Raw genomic sequence first — 18,554 nt, forward strand, 5'->3', positions numbered from 1 at the left:
CCCGGCGCCCGCCCGTCCCGCCCCGGCGGGTGTCCTCAGGCCCCGGGGCGCCCGGCGGGGTCGCGGCCGGCGGCGGCCCGGGCGGCGGGGGCGGCCGGGCCCGCGGTGTCCTCGGCGACGAAGTAGGCGGGCCGGCGCTGCACCGCGGTGTAGATCCGGGCCACGTACTCGCCGAGCAGGCCGACGCAGATCAGCTGCACCCCGCCGATGAACAGCAGGCCGACGAAGAGCGAGGTCCAGCCAGGCACGGTGGCGCCGAACAGGTAGACGGTCAGGCAGAAGGCCAGCAGCAGCAGGCAGGTGAAGAAGGCGACGGTGCCGAGCCAGGTGGCCAGCCGCAGCGGGGCGGCGGAGAAGCCGGTGATGCTGTCCAGGGCCAGCCGGACCATCTTGGTCAGCGGGTACTTGGTGCTCCCGGCGACCCGCTCCTCGCGCACGTAGCGCACCTCGCCGCTGGGGAAGCCCAGCCAGGGCACCAGCAGCCGGTAGACCCGCTGCTGGTCGGGGAGGTCCTTGAGCGCCTCGACGGCCTCCCGGCTGAGCAGCCGGAAGTCGCCCGCGTTGGCCGGCACCTGGCGGCCGACCAGGCGGCGGATCAGCCAGTAGTAGCCGCCGGCCGTCCAGCGCTTGAAGCCGGTGTCGGTGGAGCGGTCCTCGCGCACCCCGTAGACGATGTCCAGGCCCTCGCCGCGGGCCAGTTCCAGCATCTCGGGGATCTTCTCCGGCGGGTCCTGCAGGTCGGCGTCGATGCTGGCCACGTAGGCGCCGACGGCGTGGTCCAGCCCGGCGGTCAGCGCGGACTGGTGGCCGCTGTTGCGGCGCAGCCGGACCATCCGCAGCTCGGGCCAGTCGGCGGACAGGTCGCGCAGCAGGGCGGCGGTCTTGTCGGCGCTGCCGTCGTCGACGGCGAGCACCTCGTAGCGGGCGCCGAGGCCGTCCAGCACCGGGCGCATCCGGGCGGCGAAGGCGGGGAGGGCGTCCTCCTCGTTGTACATGGGGACGACCACCGACAGCAGGGTGCCCTCCGGTGCAGGTGCACTCATGTGTCTCTCCCGCCGCTGGGTGTCGTCCGTCCGATGGTGGGGAGTGTAGTCAGGTGGCCGTCCCGTCAGGTACAGACCAGCAGTACGTACCGTAGGCTCGCCCGAGCACCCGGGCGGCCCGGCGGGGCCCGAGACCCAGACAGGACCTGATGGAGATGGCAGCGAGCCCCGACACCGAAGTGGTCGAGCGACCCGATCCGCCCGCGGACGGCGACGCGCCCGCCCCCGGCCCCCGTGCCTGGCTGCGGCACGTCCTGGCCGAGTACGGGCCGGCCCTGGCGGCGTTCGCGGCGGTCCGGCTGATCGCCTTCACCTCTTTCATGTGGCTGCTGTCCTGGTCCGGGGAGTACCTGACGAAGGACCCGCGGTTCGGCGGCGGCAAGAACGTCTGGGACGTGCTCGGCGGCTGGGACGGCTGGTGGTACCAGCAGGTCGCGCAGAACGGCTACGACCCGAAGCTGCTGCCGTCCACCTCCGGCCCGTGGACGCTGGAGCAGAACTCGGTCGCGTTCTTCCCGCTCTACCCCGGCATGATCAAGATGGTCTCCGCGGTGACCGGCCTGAACTCGCTGGGCGCGGGCATCGTGGTCTCGGTGCTGTCCTCGTTCGTCGCGGCGGCCGGCGTCTACGCGGTGGCCAAGCTGATCGCGGGCCACCGGGCCGCGGTGATCGCCGCCGCCGTCTGGGGCGTGTTCCCCGGCTCCGGCGTCGAGTGGGCGGTCTACTCGGACTCGCTGTTCGTCGCGCTGGCCGCCTGGGCCTGCTACTTCGTGATGACCCGCAACTGGCTGGCCGCGGGCGTCACCTCCTTCGTCGCCGGGCTGAACCGGCCGACCTCGGCCGCGCTCGCCGCGGGCGTCGGGGTGGCCGCGCTGATCGCGCTGTGGAAGCGCCGCGACGGCGTGCTCGGCCCGCTGGCCGCCCTGGTGATCGCCCCGCTCGGGTTCGCCGGCTACATCGCCTGGGCCAGCTGGCGGATGGGCAGCATGACCGCCTACTTCGACCTCCAGCGCGGTGCCTGGCTGCACTTCTTCGACTGGGGCAAGCACACCGGCAACGTGATCACGAACCTGCTGTTCGGGCACCACGACTACATCTTCGGCTACCCCACCGAGGACCTGATCGCGCTGTTCCTGGTGTTCTCGCTGCCGATCCTGATCTTCCTGCTGGTCCGGATGCGCCCGCCGGTCTTCCTGCTCGTCTACACCGGCATCACCCTGGTGCTGGTCCTCGGCAGCCAGCAGATCTTCGGCAACACCTCCCGCTACCTGCTGCCCTGCTTCCCGCTCTTCCTGCCGATCGCGGTCGCCCTCAAGCGGCTCTCCCGGGCCTCCCTCGCGTTCACCCTGGGCACCGTCGCGGTGGCCTCCGGCTGGTACGCCGGCTACGTCCTGTTCGAACTGGGCATCCCGTAAGGATCCCTAAAGGACGGTCAAGAACACCTGAAGGGGGCGGCTCCGGTGCGCGGAGCCGCCCCCTTCCTGCCACACTCGCGCGTTCCGGGCTCTTCGTCCTCCCCCACGCCCCCGAGGAACCACGCGATGCGCACCCGCCGGCCGCTGGCCGCCACCGCCCTGTCCGCCCTCGCCCTGTGCGCGCTGACGGCCTGCGGGCCGGACCGCGACAAGGGCGCCGCCGCCCCGTCCGCCCCCGCCGCGCCCTCCGCCGCCGCCCCGGCCCCGACCGGCACCCCGCTGGCCGACCTGCCGGTGGCCGACGTCGTGGCCAAGTCGCGGGCCGCGGGCGCCGCGCTGACCGGCCTGACCCTGACCGTCAGCGTCCCCGGCCACCGGGACGGCCCGTTCGACGGCACCTTCGCCGAGGACGGCGCGGGCGCCTGCACCGGCCGGTTCACCGTGCGGGACAAGGGCTCGGCGGAACTGCTGCGCAGCGGCGGCCGGGCCTGGATCCGGCCGGACAAGGACTACCTGGCGGTCGCCCTGCCGGACGCCCCCGCGGCGGCCGCCGGCAAGTGGCTGCCGGTGGAGGGCGGCGTCCCGGACTACACCTCCTTCTGCGACCTGGGCGTCCGGATGGCCCGGCAGGTCGGCCTGGACACCGACGGCAGCCCGGGCCGGGACCTCGCCAAGGCGGGCACCGAGCAGATCAACGGGGTCGCGGCGGTGGTCGTCACGATGACCGACCGGGACGGCACCCCGGTCCGCTACGCCGTCGCCGCCCAGGGCGAGCCCCGGCTGCTGGCCGGCGAGAGCGGCTCCGGTGCGACGACCGTGCGGCTCGGCGGCTTCGACCGGCCGGTGCAGGCCGCCCCGCCCGCCGAGGACCAGGTCTTCCGGCGCTGAACCGGCGTCCCCGCGCACGGGACGGGCCGGGGGCCTTGCACCGACCGATCGTTCGGTTACGCTGAGGAGCGTCCCGCCCCGCCCCCGTGAGGAGCGCACCATGGCCGCTGCGACCCCTGCCCTGCCGGTCGCCGAACTGCTCGCCCGCCACCAGGACACCCTCGACCGTGCCCTGGCCGCGATCGCCGCCCGCGACTACTGGTCGCCGTACGCGGAGTTCCCCAAGGCCTACGGGGAGAGCGCCCCCGCCGACGGCAAGGCCGCCTTCGAGGCCCTGCTGGGGCGGGAGTTCGACCTTCCCGGCCACCCCGCCGGCGGCGCGCCGGTCGGCTCCGAGACCTCCCCGTACGGCCTCGAACTGGGCATCGGCTACCCGCACGCCGAACCGGACGCGCTGCTCGGCGCGCTGGAGGCGGCCCGGCCCGGCTGGGCCCGGGCCACCCCCGCCGAGCGGGCCGCGGTCTGCCTGGAGGTGCTGGCCCGGATCAACGCCCGCTCGCACGAGTTCGCGCAGGCCGTGATGCACACCACCGGCCAGGCGTACGGCATGGCCTTCCAGGCCGGCGGCCCGCACGCCCAGGACCGCGGCCTGGAGGCGGTGGCGTACGCGTACGCCGAGCAGACCCGGCTGCCCCGCTCGGCGAGCTGGACCAAGCCCCAGGGCAAGCGCGAACCCCTGGTGATGACCAAGGAGTTCACCGCGGTGCCGCGCGGCACCGCGCTGCTGGTCGGCTGCAACACCTTCCCGACCTGGAACGGCTACCCGGGCCTGTTCGCCTCGCTGGCCACCGGCAACGGCGTGCTGGTCAAGCCGCACCCGCGCGCGGTGCTGCCGCTGGCGCTGACCGTGCGGACCGCCCGCGAGGTGCTCGCCGAGGCCGGCTTCGACCCGAACCTGGTCTGCCTGGCCGCCGAGCCGGAGGGCGCCGCCACCGCCAAGGTGCTGGCGCTGCGCCCGGAGGTGAAGCTGATCGACTACACCGGCTCCACCGGCTTCGGCGACTGGCTGGAGGACAACGCCCGGCAGGCGCTGGTGTACACCGAGAAGGCCGGCGTGAACACCGTCGTCCTCGACTCCACCGACGACTACCGCGGCATGCTGAACAACCTGGCGTTCTCGCTCAGCCTGTACAGCGGCCAGATGTGCACCACCCCGCAGAACCTGCTGATCCCGCGCACCGGCATCCGCACCGAGGACGGCGAGCGCAGCTACGAGCAGGTGGTGGCCGACCTGGCCGCCGCCGTCGAGGGCCTGCTCGGCGACGACGCCCGGGCCGCCGCCGTCCTGGGCGCCGTGGTCAACCCGGGCGTGCTGGCCCGCAGCGCCGCCGCGGCCGGCGGCGAGTACGGCGAACTCGCGCTCGCCCCGCGGGTGGTGGCCTCCGCCGAGTTCCCGGGCGCGACCATCCGCACCCCCGCCCTGGTGAAGGCCGACGCCGACAAGCCGGACGACCGCGCCCGCTTCCTGGCCGAGTGCTTCGGCCCGGTGGCCTTCGCGGTCGCCGTGGAGTCCACCGCCGCCGCCGTCGAGCTGCTGCGCCGCACCACCGCCGAGCACGGCGCGATGACGGCCGGCGCCTACACCACCGACCCGGCCGTCGAGACCGCCCTGGTCGACGCCTGCCTGGACGCCGGCGTCTCGCTCTCGCTCAACCTGACCGGCGGCGTCTACGTCAACCAGACCGCCGGCTTCTCCGACCTGCACGGCACCGGCGCCAACCCGGCCGCCAACTCGGCGTACTGCGACGCCGCGTTCGTGGCCAACCGCTTCCGCACCATCGAGGTCCGCAAGTAGCCGACGGGCCCCGGGCGGGCGCGGCCGTCCCCGGGACGGCCGCGCCCGCCCGCAGCACGGCGGCGCTCAGCCGAGGTCGTACCGGGTGCCGTCCTCGACGGCGCGCAGCTTGTCGGGATTGGCCACGTTGTGGACGGTCGAGATCAGGCCCTCCGCGTCGAAGTCGAAGGTCAGCGTGGCCATCACCCGGTCGGGGCCGCGGAAGACCACTCCGGGGCCGCCGTTGATCGTGGTGAGTTCGGCCCGCATCGCACCGGGTTCGACGCCCTGGTAGGTCGCGGTGCCGAGGGCCGCGAACCAGTTGGCCACGGTCTGCCGGCCGACGACCGGCTTGAGGGCCTGGCGGACCTTGCCTCCGCCGTCGGTCCACACCGTCACGTCCGGGGAGAGCAGTTCCATCAGGGTGTTGAGGTCGCCACCGGTCGCCGCCGCCAGGAACCGCTCGGTGACCTCGCGCCGGCGGGCCCGGTCCGCGGGGAAGCGGGGCCGGCGGGCCCGGACGTGCTCGCGGGCGCGGTGCGCGGCCTGCCGGACCGCCGGTTCCGAGCGCTCCACCGCCTGCGCGATCTCGGCGTAGCCGAAGGCGAAGACCTCCTTCAGCACGAAGACGGCGCGCTCCAGCGGGCTGAGCGTCTCCAGGACGACCAGCAGGGCGGTGGAGACCGAGTCCGCCGCGGCGACGCCGTCCGCGGTGTCCGGGCCGGTGAGGATCGGTTCGGGCAGCCACGGCCCGACGTAGGCCTCGCGCCGGTGGCGGGTCGAACGGAGCCGCTCCACCGCCAGGTTGGAGACGATCCGGGACAGGTAGGACTTGGGGTCGGCGACCTGGGAGCGGTCGGCCGCGGACCACTTCAGCCAGGCGTCCTGGACGGCGTCCTCGGCGTCGGCGGCGCTGCCGAGGATCCGGTAGGCGACCGAGAAGAGCAGGGTGCGGTAGCTCTGGAAGGCGAGCTGGTCGGGATCGTCCGGGCGGGGAACCGGTCTGGTCACTTCGCGCTCCTGGTGCGGGTGTGGCGGCCGCCGCGCGGCCAGATCGCGCCCGAGGCGGGCGCCTTCTTCATCCGGACGAAGGTCGGCCACGGCGAGGCGGTGACCGTCTCCTTGTACTTCGCGGCCCACCGGCCGGTCAGCACGATCCGGCGCGGGCTGCCGTCGGGGTGGGTGAACTGCACGACGGCGTCGTTGCGGCCCAGGCTGACGGGGGTGTGGTAGTAGCCGAAGCGGAAGTCCCGGGGTTCCTTCCCGGCCAGGGTCCGCAGGATCGAGAGGGCCGCGTGCACGCCGGTGGGCATGCCGCTCTGGCAGGTCCCGTGCAGCACTCCGTACCCCTGGCGGACCGCCGCCGCGTCGCCCACCGCGTAGACGTCCGGGTGCGAGACCGAGCGCAGCGCGCGGTCGGTGACCACCCGGCCGCGTCCGTCGACGGCCAGGCCCGCGGCGGCGGCCAGCGGCAGGACGCGGGTGCCGCTGGTCCACAGCACCGCGTCGGCCGGGACGCGGGTGCCGTCCGCGAGGGCGACGCCGTCCGGCAGCACCCCGGTCACCTCGACCCCGCCGCGCACCCGCACGCCGAGCCGGGCGAGGGCCGCGTCCAGGTGGGCCCTGGCCCTGGGGCGGGTGCCCGCGCCCGGCTCGTCCCGGCCGAGCAGCACGACGGTGAGCTCCGGGTGCCGTTCGGCGATCTCCGCGGCGGCCTCGACGCCGGTGAGGCCGCTGCCGCCGACCACGACCGTTCCCGCGCCGCGCCGGGCCAGCCGGTCGAGCCGATCGGCGAGGACGGCGGCGCCCTCCGGGCCGTCGAGGGTGTGGGCGTGCTCCGCCGCGCCGGGGACCGCGGTGTCCGCGACGCTGCCCAGGCCGTAGACCAGGGTGTCGTAGCGCAGGACGCGGCCGTCGTCGATCCGGACGGTCCTCGCCCCGGGGTCCACGGCGGTGACCCGGCCGCGGACGAACTCGGCGCCGGTGCCGTCCAGCAGCTCCGGGATGCTCAGCTCCGCGGTCCGCCGGCCGGTGGCGGTCATGTGCAGGCGCAGCCGCTCGGTGAAGGTGTCGTACGGGTTGACCAGGGTCACCCGCAGGTCGCCGCGCCCGCGGGTGCGGGCCGCGAGCTGGACCGCGGCCGCGAGCCCGGCGTAGCCGGCGCCCAGGACCAGGACCTCGTGCCGCCGCGGTGCCACCGTGCTGTTCATCTGCCGCCTCTTTCCGTTGGTCGTCTCCGCCGTGCGGACGACCACCGGACGCAAGCTGCCTCCCCGTTCGTGACACCGGCCCCGCGTGACCTGCGCCACACCGCGCGCGGCAGCTCCCCGAGCGCCGGGACACAGCATTGAACCACGGCCGGCCGGCGCCGCCCGGGGGAACGAGAACGGGCCCGGACGCCGTCCCACAACGGCGTCCGGGCCCGCGGCCCTGTCCTGGAGGGGGGAGGGGACAGGGAGCCTTTCCAGGGGGTTCCCTACGCCCGCCTCGGATGGAAGACCCACACCCGCAGCAGCACGAACCGCACCACCGTGGCGGCCGCGTTCGCCGCCACCAGCACCGCCAGCTCCACCCCGTGCCCGGCGTCCGGCGAGGCCGCGTGCAGCACCGCGACGGCGCCGCTGGTGAGCACCAGGCCGACCAGGAAGGCCAGTCCGCCCTCCAGTTGGTGCTTGAGGGCGTCCCGACGGCCCGTCACCCCGAAGGTGAAGCGCCGGTTCGCGGCGGTGTTGAACACCGCGGTGACGGCCAGCGCCAGCGCGTTGGCCACCAGGGCGGGCAGCGGCTGCCGCAGCCCCAGGTAGAGCAGCAGGTACGCCAGCGTGCACAGGCCGCCGATCACCGCGAAGCTGACGGACTGCCAGCCCAGCCCGGGCGGCACCTGCGCCTGCCGGACCCGGTCGGGCAGGTCGACGCCGCCCTTGCCGGCCAGGGTGCGCCGGGCCACCCGGGCCATGCCCTTGAGGTCGTCGACGACCGTGCGGACGATGTCGACCCGGCTGTCCGGGTCGTCCACCCAGTCCACCGGCACCTCGTGGATCCGCAGTCCGGAGGCCTCGGCGAGCAGCAGCAGCTCGGTGTCGAAGAACCAGGCGTTGTCCTCGACCCGCTCCAGCAGCCGCTTGACCACCTCGGTGCGGCCCGCCTTGAACCCGCACTGGGCGTCGGAGAACTTGGCCGCCATGGTGGCCCGCAGCAGCAGGTTGTAGGTGCGCGAGATGAACTCCCGCTTGGGCCCGCGCACCACCGCCGAACCCCGGTGCAGCCGGCTGCCGATGGCCAGGTCGCTGTGCCCGGACAGCAGCGGCGCGACCAGCGGCAGGAAGGCCTCCAGCCCGGTCGACAGGTCGACGTCCATGTACGCCACCACGTCGGCCGCGCTGTCGCCCCACACCTGCCGCAGCGCCCGCCCGCGCCCCTTCAGGTCGAGGTGCACGGCGCGCACCGGCCCGAGTTCGGCGGCGAGCGCGGTGGCCACCTCCCAGGTGCCGTCGATCGAGGCGTTGTCCGCCACCGTGATCAGGTAGTCGTACGGGAACGTCTCCGACAGGTAGGCGTGCAGCTCACGGACGCACCGCTCCAACGAGTGCTGCTCGTTGTACACGGGTACGACGATCTCCACGAGCCTGGTCCTCACCACGGTGTCGGCCCGGTCCCGGCCGCCGACCGCCGGGACGGGGCGCGTGGTCTGGCGCATCGCTGGCTGTGTCATGGGAAGGAGGTTCACAGCCCCTGATGGGCCCGCGATGATGGCAGCCTGAGAGCGCGCTGAGAACCCGGGCGACGTGGACTCCGGTCCGGTGACCACCGGTCTCTGCGGCATGACGAACGGGAGAGACGGATGTCCGAGACGGAGTTCACCGCCGACGTACTGGTGGTCGGCGCCGGCCCGACCGGCCTGCTGCTGGCGGGTGACCTGGCCGCGGCCGGCCTGCGGGTCGCGGTGCTGGAGAAGCGGGCCGAGGAGTCCGGTCTGACCAGGGCCTTCGCCGTGCACGCCCGGACGCTGGAACTGCTGGACGCCCGCGGCCTGGCCGACGAGCTGATCGCCACCGGCCGGGCGATGCCCTCGCTGCAGGTGTTCGGCCGGCTCCGGGTCGACCTGGCGGGCCTGCCCACCCGCTTCCCGTTCGTGCTGGTCACCCCGCAGTACAACACCGAGCGGGTGCTGCGCGAACGGGCCGTCAAGGCCGGTGCCGAGCTGCTCCGCGACGCCGAGGTGACGGGCCTGCGGCAGGACGGCCGGGGCGTGGTGCTGACCGCCCGGACCGCCGACGGCGAGCGCTCCTTCCGCTCCCGCTACGCGGTCGGCGCGGACGGCGTCCGCTCCTCGGTGCGCGACCTGCTGGGCATCCCGTTCCCCGGCGAGGCCGCGGTGCGCTCGGTGATGCTGGCCGACGTCCGCCTGGAGCGGGAGCCGGACGAGCCGCTGACGGCCGGCGCGGGCGAGGCCGGGTTCGCCTTCCTGGCCCCGTTCGGCGACGGCTGGTACCGGGTGATCGGCTGGAGCCGCGAGCACCAGGTGCCGGACACCGAGCCGGTCGCGCTGCCCGAACTCGCCGACCTGCTGCGCGAGGTGACGGGCCGTGACCACGGCGTGCTGGAGGCCCGCTGGACCTCCCGCTTCCACAGCGACGAGCGCCAGGCCCCCAGCTACCGCTCCGGCCGGGTGTTCCTGGCGGGGGACGCCGCGCACTGCCACTCCCCGGCCGGCGGCCAGGGCATGAACACCGGCCTGCAGGACGCCGCCAACCTGAGCTGGAAGCTGGTCGCCGCGGTCCGCGGCTGGGCCCCCGACGCCCTGCTGGACACCTACCAGACCGAGCGCCACCCGGTCGGCCGGGCGGTGCTGCGCTCCTCCGGCGCCCTGGTCCGGCTCGCCCAGGGCCGGCACGCCCCGACCCGGGCGCTGCGCTCGGCGCTCGGCGCGGCGGCCGGCCACCTGGGCCCGCTGGCCGAGCTGGGCGCCAAGCAGGTCTCCGGCATCGGGCACGCCTACCCGGCCGAGAAGGGCGCCCACCCGCTGGTCGGCCGCCGCGTCCCGGACCTGCGGCTGGCGGTGGACGCGCCCGGCGGCCCGGCCCGGCTGCACGAGGCGCTGCGCTCCGGCAAGGCGGTGCTGGTCAGCAACGACGAGCTGTCGGTGGCCGACTCCTGGGCGGACCGGGTGGTCACCGCGGCCCCCGCGGACCCGCACGGCAAGCTGCGCGACACCGTGCTGCTGGTGCGCCCGGACGGGTACGCGGCCTGGGCCTGCGCCGACCCGACCAGGGGCGAGCTGCGGGCGGCGCTGAGCCAGTGGCTGGGCCGCCCCTGACGTCCGGTTCTCTTCACTGACCGCCGGAAAGGGAATTCGGTTCATACACTGAATTCCCTTTCCGTTTCACAGTTGACTGTTTTTTAATAAGCAATTGCTCAGGCATGGGCCTATTTCTGCGAGTTCTCTGAGAGATTCTGGCGAGCGTTTTCGAAACCCGGAACGCCCCCATATTTCCGGAGGAGCCCGTGCGACCCCGCTCGCTCGCCCTTGCCGCCGCCCTCGCGGTCCTTCCCCTCACCGCCGTCACCCTGGGCAGCGCCACCGCCCAGGCGGCGCCGACCCCGAACGCCAGCGCCCGGGTGGCGCTGCCCCAGACCGTCACCCCCGCCGTCGCCCGCTCCCAGAAGCAGGGCGACGTCCCCGCCGACCGCCGGATATCCGTGGCGGTCTCGCTGAAGCTGCGCAACACGGCCGAACTGGACCGTTTCCTGGCCGCGGTCGCCACTCCGGGCACCGCCGAGTACGGCCACTACCTGACCCCCGCGCAATTCACCGAGCGGTTCGGTCCGACCTCGGCCGACGTCGAGCAGGTCCGGGCGTTCCTCACCGCCCAGGGCCTGAAGGTCGACTCGGTCAGCACCAACCGCCAGGTGGTGAACGCCACCGGCACCAGCGCGCAGGTCGCCGCCGCGTTCGGCACCCACGAGTCGACGTACACCGACCCGCAGCAGAGCGGCCGGGCGTTCTTCGCCAACGACGCCGCCGCCTCGGTGCCGGCCGCGCTGGCCGGCGTGGTCGAGGGCGTCAGCGGCCTGAACGACCACACCGTGCGCACCACCCGGATCGCCAAGCCGGGCGCCGCGACCCCGCACGCCACCCCGTCCGGCTTCGGTCCGGCGACCTACGACGGCGCCTACCGGCTGAACCAGCTGGGCGCGGACGGCACCGGCTCCACCGTCGCGCTCTGGGAGTTCGACGGCTACAAGTCCACCAACCTGACCACCTACGACAGCCAGTTCGGCCTGTCCGGCCCGGCGGTCAGCACCGTCTCGGTGGACGGCGCGAACTACGACTCCAAGCCGGGCGACGGCCAGGGCGAGGTGGAGCTGGACTCCGAGATCGTCCGCGGCGTCGCCCCCAAGGCGACCCAGCTGGTGTACGAGGCCCCCAACAGCGACCAGGGCGAGATCGACATGGCCGCCAAGATCGTCGCGGACAACCGGGTCTCGGTCATCTCCATCTCCTGGGGCTCCTGCGAGCCGGACACCACCGCCTCCTCGATGACCGCGGTGAACAACTCCTTCAAGCAGGCCGCCGCCCAGGGCATCTCGATCTTCTCGGCCTCCGGCGACGACGGCTCCCGGGACTGCACCCGCTCCACCTCCGGCTCCACCGTGAAGGCCGTGGACTTCCCCGCCTCCAGCCCGTACAACACCGGCGTCGGCGGCACCAACCTGAAGGTCTCCGGCACCACCTACAGCTCGGAGAGCGCCTGGTCGACGGCCGGCGGCGGCGTCTCCACCCAGTACGCCAAGCCGAGCTGGCAGACCGGCACCGGCGTCTCGGGCACCATGCGCACCGTCCCGGACGTCTCCTCCAACGCCGACCCGAACAGCGGCTTCGCCATCTACACCCAGGGCACCAGCAGCCCCGGCTGGCAGGTCTACGGCGGCACCTCGGCGGCCGCCCCGCTGTGGTCCGGCTTCGCCGCGCTGTACAACCAGAAGGCGCTCGGCGCCGCCAAGCCGGTGCTCGGCGAGGCCAACCCGAAGATCTACGCGGTCACCAACTCGTCCTCGTACGGCAGCGCCTTCCACGACGTCACCAGCGGCGCCAACCAGGACTTCTCCACCAAGACCGGCTACGACCAGGTCACCGGCTGGGGCACCCCGATCGCCGACGGCCTGGCGAACGCCCTGCTCGGCTCCGGCGGCACCACCCCGCCGCCCACCGGCTCCTGCACCGCCGCCCAGCTGCTCGGCAACGCCGGCTTCGAGACCGGCACCGCCAGCCCCTGGACCGGCACCTCCGGCGTGGTCGACAACTCCTCCTCCGAGCCCGCCCACAGCGGCTCCTGGAAGGCGTGGCTGGACGGCTACGGCTCCAGCCACACCGACACCCTCTCCCAGTCGGTGGCGGTCCCGTCCGGCTGCAGCGCCAAGCTGAGCTTCTGGCTGCACGTCGACACCGCCGAGACCACGACCACCACGGCGTACGACAAGCTGACCGTCTCGGTCAACGGCACCACCGTCGCCACGTACTCGAACCTCGACAAGAGCACCGGCTACGCGCAGAAGACGGTGGACCTGTCCTCCTACGCCGGGCAGACCGTCACGGTGAAGTTCAACGGCGTGGAGGACTCCTCGCTGCAGACCTCCTTCGTGATCGACGACACCGCGCTCAACGTGTCCTGACCCCGCGTCCGCCCCGGCGCCGGGAGACCCTCCGCGGGTCTCCCGGCGCCGGTGTGTCAGGAGTGTTTCCTGTTCGCTCCGCCCGCGAAATACTTGTCGTGACCACTGTCATATGTCCGGATTGATGACGTAGCCTCTCAACCCTCAATAGGGTTCCCACACACTCGGCGGCGCACCTCCGATGCCCGTCGACACACCGTGGAGCCGGGGGCGAACCCGCCGAACCCGCCGGGTGGGGAAGGTGTCGCATGGGTTCACAACAACCGCAGCACTCCGGCCGGCTCCGACTGGTCGGCCAGCGCGAGCACAGCGGCGAACGGTCCTCCGGTCCGGGCGGTCAGGGCGGCGAGCAGTCGCCGCCCGGCATACCCGTCCCGCCGGCCTTGCCGAGCGGCTTCGCCGACGTGCTCAACGCCGCCATCGAGACCAGCGGGCTCAGCCTCGACCGGATCCGCGCCGCCCTGGCCAAACAGGGCGTCAGGATCAGCGTCACGACCCTCAGTTACTGGCGGCGCGGCCGCAGCCAGCCCGAGCGCGCCACCTCGCTGCGCGCCGTCCACCTGCTCGAGGAGCTCCTCGGCCTGCGGCACACCGCCCTCACCTCGCTGCTCGGCCCGCCCCGCCCGCGCGGCCGCTGGGTCACCCAGGGCCCGGCCCCCGACGGCCTGCGGGTCGAACAGGTCTGGCCCGGCGAGGCCGAGATCGCCGAGGTCTTCACCGAACTCGACGCCCCGCCGGCCGGCCAGCTGGAGCGCCAGTCCATCCACGACTCCTACTACGTCGACGCCTCCCGCCGCGGCCACCTGCTGCGGATGCGCCAGGTGGTCCGGGCCACCGTGGACGGCGTCACCCGGCACGTGGTGGTCCACAAGGCCGACGAGGGCGTCGACACCTGCCCCGAGATCACCTCCGTCCGGCACGCCCGCCTCGGCCGGGTCCGCCGCCGCCCGCTCAACGGCCTGCTGGTCGCCGAACTGCTGCTGGACCGGCCGCTGGCCCTCGGCGACTCCACCGTCCTGGAGTACGAGGTGCGCATCCCCGACTCCGGACCGACCATCGACTACGGGCGCTTCTTCCCCACCCCGGTCCGGGAGTACGTCCTCCAGGTCCACTTCGACCCCGCGTCCGTCCCCGTCCAGTGCGAACGCTTCGACCGCGCCCCCGGCACCGAGGTCGACCGCCACCGCGAGCCGCTGTGGATCGGCGCCTCGGCCAGCGCCCACGTCCTCACCGCCGACCAGCAGCCCGGCCAGGTGGGCATCCGCTGGCAGTGGGAGTAGCCGGCCTCCCCCTCGCTCCGCTTCCCTCCCTATCCTTCCCCTTCCTTCCCGTTTGCTCCCTTTCGTTCCGCTTCCTTCCACTTCATCCACTTTCCTCCCTTTTGCCCCTTTCCTCCCACCCGCGTCGGCCGCCCGCCACGCCCGACCCCGCGGTGCGGGCGTTCACCCGAACCGCCCTGCCTGACCGCCCATCGGGTGGTCCGCACCGCTCCCCCCGGGGAACGTGAGTCCCACTCACCGCCCCATCGAGGAGAGGCAGGACCCCCGTGCTGATGGAGTTCAGCGACGTCGAACCGGACGCCGCCTGCGGCTGCCCGGCCTGCGCCGACCGCCGGCTGGCCCGCTCGCTCGCCGCCCGGTCCGGCCGGTGCTCCGCCCGCGGAGCCCGCCGCGCGGCGGTCCTGCTGGCCGCCGCCGGCAGCGTGCTGGGCACCGCGACGGCCGCCGTCGCCGCCGCCCCCCGCACCGACAGCAGCCCGTCGATACCCGACGCCCCCCAGGGCGAGGTCGCCGGACCGTACGGCGCGGACACCGCCGCCCGCCGCTCGATAGCCGCCCAGCCCGCCACCACCCGGGCCGAGATCCTGCGGCGGGCCCGGACCTGGGTGGCCCAGAAGGTGCCGTACAGCATGAGCTCGTACTGGTCCGACGGCTACCGCCAGGACTGCTCCGGCTTCGTCTCGATGGCCTGGGGCCTGGGCAGCAGTCAGACCACCTGGACCCTCCCCGACTTCGCGGACCGGATCTCCAAGGACGACCTGCAACCCGGCGACGCCCTGATCTACAACAACCCCAAGAACCCGCAGGGCGGCTCGCACACCGTCCTGTTCGGCGGCTGGCTGGACGCCGCGCACACCAGGTACACCGCCCTGGAGCAGACCCGCCCGGGCACCACCGAACGCAGCACCCCGTACGCGTACTGGAGCAACGCGGGCGGCTACCTCCCCTACCGCTACCGGGGGTTGAGCCAGCCGATGCCCGCCCCGGACGGCGACGCCTTCCCCGGCACGGACAAGTTCGGGCCGGGGAAGGTCAACCCGTACGTGACCAGGCTCGGGAAGATGCTGGTGGACCGCGGCGGCGGCCGGTTCTACCACGAGGGGCCGAGCCCGGACTGGGGCGAGGCCGACCGGAAGGCCACCGAGGCGTTCCAGCTGGCCCAGGGCTGGCGCGGCGCCGAGGCCGACGGCTACCCCGGCAAGGACACCTGGGACCTCCTGGTGCACCACAAGGGCAAGGACATCCCGCCCGCCGACCCCGCCACCCCCGCCCCGCCCCCTCCGACCGCCCCCACCACCCCGGCCGCCCCGGCCGCCCCGCCCTTCCCCGGCGCCGACCGCTTCGGCCCCGGCCGGGTCAACGACGACGTCCTGCTGCTCGGGCGGCAACTCGTCCGCAAGGGCTACGCCGCCGCCTACCGGGAGGGCCCGAGCCGGGACTGGGGCGAGGCCGACCGCCTCAACGTCCAGGCCTTCCAACGCGCCCAGGGCTGGACCGGCCCCGAAGCCGACGGCTACCCGGGCCCCCACACCTGGCGCCTGCTCTTCACCTGACCCCCGCCCGGGAGCACGCCCCGGACCCTCCTCGTCCCGCGGCGTGCTCCCGCCCCCACGCGCGCACGGCGACCGCCGCGCCGTCCCGCCCGACGGCTCCCCCCGCGGGAGCGCGTCTCATCCCGCGGCGTGCTCCCGCACCCACGCGTGCATGGCGATCGCCGCCGCCGCCCCCGCGTTGATCGACCGGGTCGACCCGAACTGCGCGATCGAGCAGACCGCCGCCGCGTGCTCCCACGCCTCGGGCGTCAGCCCCGGCCCCTCCTGCCCGAACAGCAGCACGCAGCGCTCCGGCAGCCGGAAGGTCTCCAGCGGCACCGCGCCCGGCAGGTTGTCGATGCCGATCACCGGCAGCCCGCGCTCGGCGGCGTACGCGGCCAGCGAGGCCACCGACCCGTGGTGGCGCACGTGCTGGTACCGGTCGGTGACCATCGCGCCGCGCCGGTTCCAGCGCCGCCGCCCGACGATGTGCACCTCGTCGGCCAGGAAGGCGTTCGCGGTGCGCACCACCGAGCCGATGTTGAAGTCGTGCTGCCAGTTCTCCACCGCGACGTGGAAGCCGTGCCGCCGGGTGTCCAGGTCGGCGACGATCGCCTCGTGCCGCCAGTAGCGGTAGGCGTCGACCACGTTGCGGCGGTCCCCCGCGGCCAGCAGTTCCGGGTCCAGCCGGGGGTCGTCCGGCCACGGCCCGGGGTGCGGGCCGACGCCGATCTCGCGGTCGTCGCCCAGGTCGTCGTACTGCTCGCCCAGCTGGGGCGCCGAGGTGTCGCTCACACCCCCAACGGTACGGGCTCCGGACGGGCCGGCTGCGGCCGCGTCCGCACCGCGCGCTCCAGCTCGGTGAGGGCCTGCATGACCAGCCGGGCACCGGCCCGGGTGACGTCGATCCGGTCGTCCCGGGGCAGCGCGGCGAGCTGGTGGTCCCAGGTCCGGTGGGCGTCGCGGAGCAGCGCGAAGTCGACGTCCTGGCCGAGCAGGACCGCGGCGGCGGCCAGCGCGGTGGCGTCCCGCAGCTCCTCGCCGAACGCGGCCGCGCCGGGCACCGGCGGGGCGTCCTCGGCGGGCAGGTGGGCCTCCAGCAGGACGGTGCAGCGGTCCAGCATGCCGACCGCCGAACGGGCCTTGTCGAACTGCTTGCGGGTCAGCTCCCGCACCTGCTCGTCGTGCCGCACCGGCTCCACCTCGGCCCGGTCCAGCGCCGCCAGCATCTCGCTGCGCGCCTCCCGGACGTCCAGCAGCGCCGGCCGGACGTCCTTCTCGGCGTGCCCGCCCGCCGGGTCCCCGTACGCGCCGAACACCGCCGCCGCGTACCGCCCCGCCGAGGCCAGCCACTCGGCGAGGCGCTCCGGCAGCCGGGCGGTCTGCCAGGTCGGGAACAGCGCGTACGCGGCGAGCGCGACGAAACCGCCCAGCAGCGTCATCGACACCCGGTCCACGGCCAGCCGCACCGGGTCGCCGGGCTGCAGGCCGAGCAGGAACACCACGTACGAGGAGATCGCCACCGTCATCACCGCGTACCCGGTGCGCATGGTCAGGTAGGCCAGGCCCATGCAGCTCACCGCCAGGACGGCCAGCACCCAGTCCCCGGGGTCGAACAGCTGCACCACCGCGGTGGACACCAGCACCCCGGCCGCGGTGCCCGCCACCCGGGCCACGCCCCGGCTGAAGGTCTGCGCGAAGTCGGGGCGCATCACCATCGCGGAGGTCATCGGCGCCCAGTAGCCGTGCTCGATCCGCAGCAGCCGGGACGCCAGGTAGGCGGAGGTGACCACCAGGGCCATCCGCGCCGCGTGGTGGAAGATCGCCGAGTGCCGGTGCAGCTGCCGCCCGACGGTGGCCAGCGCGGCGGGCGCCAGCTTGACCAGCGGCGGGCGGCGCAGGCCGGTGCTGGGCGCGGTGCGGGACTGCACGGTGGTGCGGTCCTGCCGGTCGAGGCGGTCGGCGGCCCGGCCCAGCAGGCCGGAGAGCCGGCGGGCGGAGCGGCGGGCGGCGCCGCGCAGCCGGTCCTCGCCGCTGCCGCTGCCCGGGCGGGCCAGCGCCAGGCCCGGGGTGTCCTTGGGCAGCCGGACGGGGTCGCCGCTGCGGATCGCCCGGGCCAGCGCGTCCAGCACCTCGGCGGCGGCGGACAGCACCTCGCGGGCCCGGTCCCGTTCGGCGCCCTCCTCGGCGGCGCCCACCCGCGGGTCGGCCAGCGCGGCCAGCGCGGGGCGGATCCGCTCGGCGATGGTGCGCAGGCCGCGCAGCTCGGGCGGGCGGCGCCTGGCCTGCCAGGCGGTCAGCGCGGCGGCCTGCCGGCCGACGATGAACGGCTCCGGGTCGACCTGCGCCACCGGATCGTGCCGCAGCCGGCGGGCGTAGTCGCCGAGCCCGGCGTAGATGTCGGCGAGCGCGTCGCGCTGGGCCCGCCAGCTGTCGATCGGCCAGACGGTGACCACCAGGGCCTGGACGGCGCCGCCGACCGAGCAGAGCAGCCCGTGCTCGATCGCGGTGGGCACCGACACCGGCAGCTGCACCACCACCATCATCACGGCCAGGGTGTTGGCGGCGACCACGCCCGCGGTCGGCCCGATCGCCCAGGCCAGCCCGGCGCCGAACGCCCACAGCGCGAGCAGCACCGGGAACGCGCCGGGGATGCCGACCGCGACGTAGCCCAGGAAGGTCGACAGGCCGAGCCCGGCCGCCGCCACCAGGGCCAGCGAGGCGCGCGGACGGAACGAGCGCTGGAAGGTCGCGGTGCCGGCGATGAACGCGCCCATCGCGGCCGAGGTGGCCTGCGCGGGCCCGAACAGGAACAGCGCGGGGAAGACCACCAGCGCCGCGGCGACCGCCCCGCGCAGCGCGCGCCGGGGGTTGGTCAGCGAGCGGTCCACGGTCAGCCCGGCCCGCGCGGTGTCGCGCAGGGCCGTGAACCAGGACATACCGCGAGC

At 74.5% G+C, this 18,554-nt stretch carries 13 protein-coding genes; 7 read left to right on the forward strand and 6 right to left on the reverse strand.

All coding sequences use genetic code 11. From position 1 onward, the window contains the following. Positions 1 to 35: 35 nt before the first annotated feature. Complete coding sequence (locus EDD39_RS06445; protein ID WP_123553909.1) at positions 36 to 1,043, reverse strand: glycosyltransferase family 2 protein; 1,008 nt, start codon at positions 1,041 to 1,043, stop codon at positions 36 to 38. Between the two features lie 149 nt (positions 1,044 to 1,192). Between EDD39_RS06445 and EDD39_RS06450 the strand changes: the two genes are divergently transcribed. The 3 genes from EDD39_RS06450 to paaN all read left to right on the forward strand — a co-directional run bounded on the left by EDD39_RS06450 (position 1,193) and on the right by paaN (position 5,141). Beyond that, positions 1,193 to 2,458, forward strand: coding sequence for a glycosyltransferase family 39 protein (locus EDD39_RS06450; protein ID WP_123553911.1), 1,266 nt, complete (start codon positions 1,193 to 1,195; stop codon positions 2,456 to 2,458). A gap of 126 nt (positions 2,459 to 2,584) precedes the next feature. After that, positions 2,585 to 3,346: a hypothetical protein gene (locus tag EDD39_RS40240; protein ID WP_208765458.1), complete on the forward strand. Its 762-nt coding sequence runs from the start codon at positions 2,585 to 2,587 to the stop codon at positions 3,344 to 3,346. A gap of 100 nt (positions 3,347 to 3,446) precedes the next feature. Beyond that, positions 3,447 to 5,141, forward strand: coding sequence for a phenylacetic acid degradation protein PaaN (paaN, locus tag EDD39_RS06460; RefSeq protein WP_123553913.1), 1,695 nt, complete (start codon positions 3,447 to 3,449; stop codon positions 5,139 to 5,141). Positions 5,142 to 5,207: 66 nt separating this feature from the next. On the opposite strand, the gene EDD39_RS06465 is transcribed toward paaN, so the two are convergent. The 3 genes from EDD39_RS06465 to EDD39_RS06475 all read right to left on the reverse strand — a co-directional run bounded on the left by EDD39_RS06465 (position 5,208) and on the right by EDD39_RS06475 (position 8,817). Then, on the reverse strand, positions 5,208 to 6,131 hold the full coding sequence (locus EDD39_RS06465) for an RNA polymerase sigma-70 factor (protein WP_123553915.1): 924 nt from the start codon (positions 6,129 to 6,131) through the stop codon (positions 5,208 to 5,210). Beyond that, positions 6,128 to 7,330, reverse strand: coding sequence for an NAD(P)/FAD-dependent oxidoreductase (locus tag EDD39_RS06470; RefSeq protein WP_123553917.1), 1,203 nt, complete (start codon positions 7,328 to 7,330; stop codon positions 6,128 to 6,130). The genes EDD39_RS06465 and EDD39_RS06470 overlap by 4 nt, the downstream gene beginning before the upstream one ends. Before the next feature lie 266 nt (positions 7,331 to 7,596). Beyond that, the gene (locus EDD39_RS06475) at positions 7,597 to 8,817 is read right to left on the reverse strand and encodes a glycosyltransferase (RefSeq protein ID WP_123553918.1); all 1,221 of its coding nucleotides are present in this window, start codon (positions 8,815 to 8,817) and stop codon (positions 7,597 to 7,599) included. A 144-nt stretch (positions 8,818 to 8,961) separates the two neighbouring features. Here EDD39_RS06475 and EDD39_RS06480 point away from each other — a divergent pair, with 144 nt between their 5' ends. The 4 genes from EDD39_RS06480 to EDD39_RS06495 all read left to right on the forward strand — a co-directional run bounded on the left by EDD39_RS06480 (position 8,962) and on the right by EDD39_RS06495 (position 15,627). Next, entirely contained in the window at positions 8,962 to 10,437 is a 1,476-nt protein-coding gene (locus EDD39_RS06480; protein ID WP_123553920.1) for an FAD-dependent monooxygenase, read from the forward strand. Between the two features lie 188 nt (positions 10,438 to 10,625). Continuing rightward, positions 10,626 to 12,794, forward strand: coding sequence for a protease pro-enzyme activation domain-containing protein (locus tag EDD39_RS06485; protein WP_123553922.1), 2,169 nt, complete (start codon positions 10,626 to 10,628; stop codon positions 12,792 to 12,794). Between the two features lie 248 nt (positions 12,795 to 13,042). Continuing rightward, complete coding sequence (locus EDD39_RS06490; RefSeq protein WP_123553924.1) at positions 13,043 to 14,074, forward strand: hypothetical protein; 1,032 nt, start codon at positions 13,043 to 13,045, stop codon at positions 14,072 to 14,074. A gap of 272 nt (positions 14,075 to 14,346) precedes the next feature. Continuing rightward, positions 14,347 to 15,627 (forward strand): peptidoglycan-binding protein, encoded by a 1,281-nt coding sequence (locus EDD39_RS06495; protein WP_123560166.1) that lies wholly within the window; start codon positions 14,347 to 14,349, stop codon positions 15,625 to 15,627. Positions 15,628 to 15,744: 117 nt separating this feature from the next. On the opposite strand, the gene EDD39_RS06500 is transcribed toward EDD39_RS06495, so the two are convergent. After that, on the reverse strand, positions 15,745 to 16,401 hold the full coding sequence (locus EDD39_RS06500; protein WP_123553926.1) for a TrmH family RNA methyltransferase: 657 nt from the start codon (positions 16,399 to 16,401) through the stop codon (positions 15,745 to 15,747). Then, a complete protein-coding gene (locus EDD39_RS06505; protein ID WP_123553928.1) occupies positions 16,398 to 18,545 on the reverse strand; it encodes an FUSC family protein in 2,148 nt (715 codons plus the stop codon). The genes EDD39_RS06500 and EDD39_RS06505 overlap by 4 nt, the downstream gene beginning before the upstream one ends. Between the last annotated feature and the right edge of the window lie 9 nt (positions 18,546 to 18,554).

Origin of the sequence: Kitasatospora cineracea (assembly GCF_003751605.1) — a bacterium.
Classification (GTDB): Bacteria; Actinomycetota; Actinomycetes; order Streptomycetales; family Streptomycetaceae; genus Kitasatospora; species Kitasatospora cineracea.